Source organism: Priestia sp. P5_B4, assembly GCF_056400385.1.
This window is the reverse complement of the sequence record NZ_JBFULJ010000934.1, coordinates 1-1,438: the sequence shown is the minus strand read 5'-3', so window position 1 is coordinate 1,438 and position 1,438 is coordinate 1. Positions and strand designations below refer to the sequence as shown.

Genomic DNA, 1,438 nt, shown 5'->3' with positions numbered 1-1,438 from the left:
GTGTTCAATAAGGTGGTATAAAACTTGCATGTTCATTTATGAACACTTATTAAAGGAGGAGAACTTTATGAAAAAAGCTGAACGTAAGAAAAGTATTAAAAAGCAGGTCATTACTTGTGCTGTTCTCGCGGCATCTCTTTTACTTCCAATCTCCACTTCCGCTGCTTCTGCACCTTATACACTTTATCAAGTCGGAAGTACTGCAGACAAAGCTACTAGTACAAGCTTCGGACAAGTCTATATGGGCGGAAGCATCGATGTAGATGAAGCATTCAAATGGATGATTCAAAAGGCAAACGGCGGAGATTTCTTGGTTATAAGAGCGACGGGTACTGACGCCTATAATTCATATATCTATGACCTCGCCAAAAGCATAGGTAAGCCCCTTAACTCTGTTAGCACAATTGTTGTTGATGATTTAATAAGAGCAGGTTCAGACTCTTCTTTAATTGACAAAATTAACAAAGCAGAAGGCATCTTTTTTGCTGGAGGCAATCAAGCTGATTACGTAGATTTCTTAGAAGGATCCCCAGCTCTTACAGCCTTAAATAATCGTATTAATCAAGGCATTCCTTTTGGAGGAACAAGTGCCGGCACCATGATTCAAGGTGATCACGTTTATGACTCTATCTCAGCAGGCTCTACAACTTTAGATTCGAAAACAGCGCTAAACAATCCCTATAGTTCTCTTATTTCTTTTACAGATTATTTGATTCAAACCCCGCATAATAATAACATTCAAACAGACACTCATTTTGAACAACGAGATAGAATGGGACGCTTTTTAACATTTCTTGCACGTAATATCCAAGACGGAGAAGAAACTGGAACAAGCGCCAAAGGAATTGCTGTTAATGAACAGTCAGCGCTTCTGGTAGAAAAAGATGGTTCAGCTAAAGTAGTAACACAGCCAGGCTCTACAAACGCAGCTGTTTATCTAGCTAAAACGAATAAGGCGCCTGCTACTTGTATAAGCGGTCAGCCGCTGACGTTTAATAATATTTCTATCTATAAACTATTTAATGGCAGCACTTTTAATCTTTCCACTTGGACGGGTTCTGGAGGGTTAGCTTATACTTTAAACGTAAACGGCGGTGTTATTACTTCCTCTACAGGAAAAGTATACGGAGGAAATCAGCCGTAAACGCCCAGTCTATGACGACACTATTTTATAGAAAAGGGAAACTTGATTAGTGAAGTTTCCCTTTCTTCCGTATATTAAGGATTGATTAAGTGCTGTTTTGTTTTTAAATGATATAGATAATGCAGTCCTTTTTCTGTTATTTTCGTTCCTGCTCTGCCTCTGCGTTTTATAATATACTCTTTTTCTTCTAGTACATCCAAACGATTTCTCACCTGCTGTTCTGTAAGAGTAAAGCCTTTTAAATGCTGTGTAATCCACTTTCTGCTTGCTGCTTTTCCTGTATCATTACACTGC

General features: G+C 38.7%; 2 protein-coding genes. One reads left to right on the top strand and one right to left on the bottom strand.

All coding sequences use genetic code 11. The features are described from left to right. The first annotated feature begins 67 nt into the window (after window positions 1–67). Window positions 68–1,144, top strand: a complete 1,077-nt coding sequence (locus AC1DRF_RS27620; RefSeq protein WP_047930844.1) for a cyanophycinase — start codon at window positions 68–70, stop codon at window positions 1,142–1,144. Window positions 1,145–1,218: 74 nt separating this feature from the next. On the opposite strand, the gene AC1DRF_RS27615 is transcribed toward AC1DRF_RS27620, so the two are convergent. Continuing rightward, on the bottom strand, window positions 1,219–1,438 hold a 220-nt coding region (locus AC1DRF_RS27615; protein WP_477742258.1), incomplete at its 5' end, for a winged-helix domain-containing protein.

Coding starts and splice junctions, on each gene's coding strand:
- AC1DRF_RS27620 (WP_047930844.1), top strand. CDS start 68: ATGAAAAAAGCTGAACGTAAGAAAAGTATTAAAAAGCAGGTCATTACT.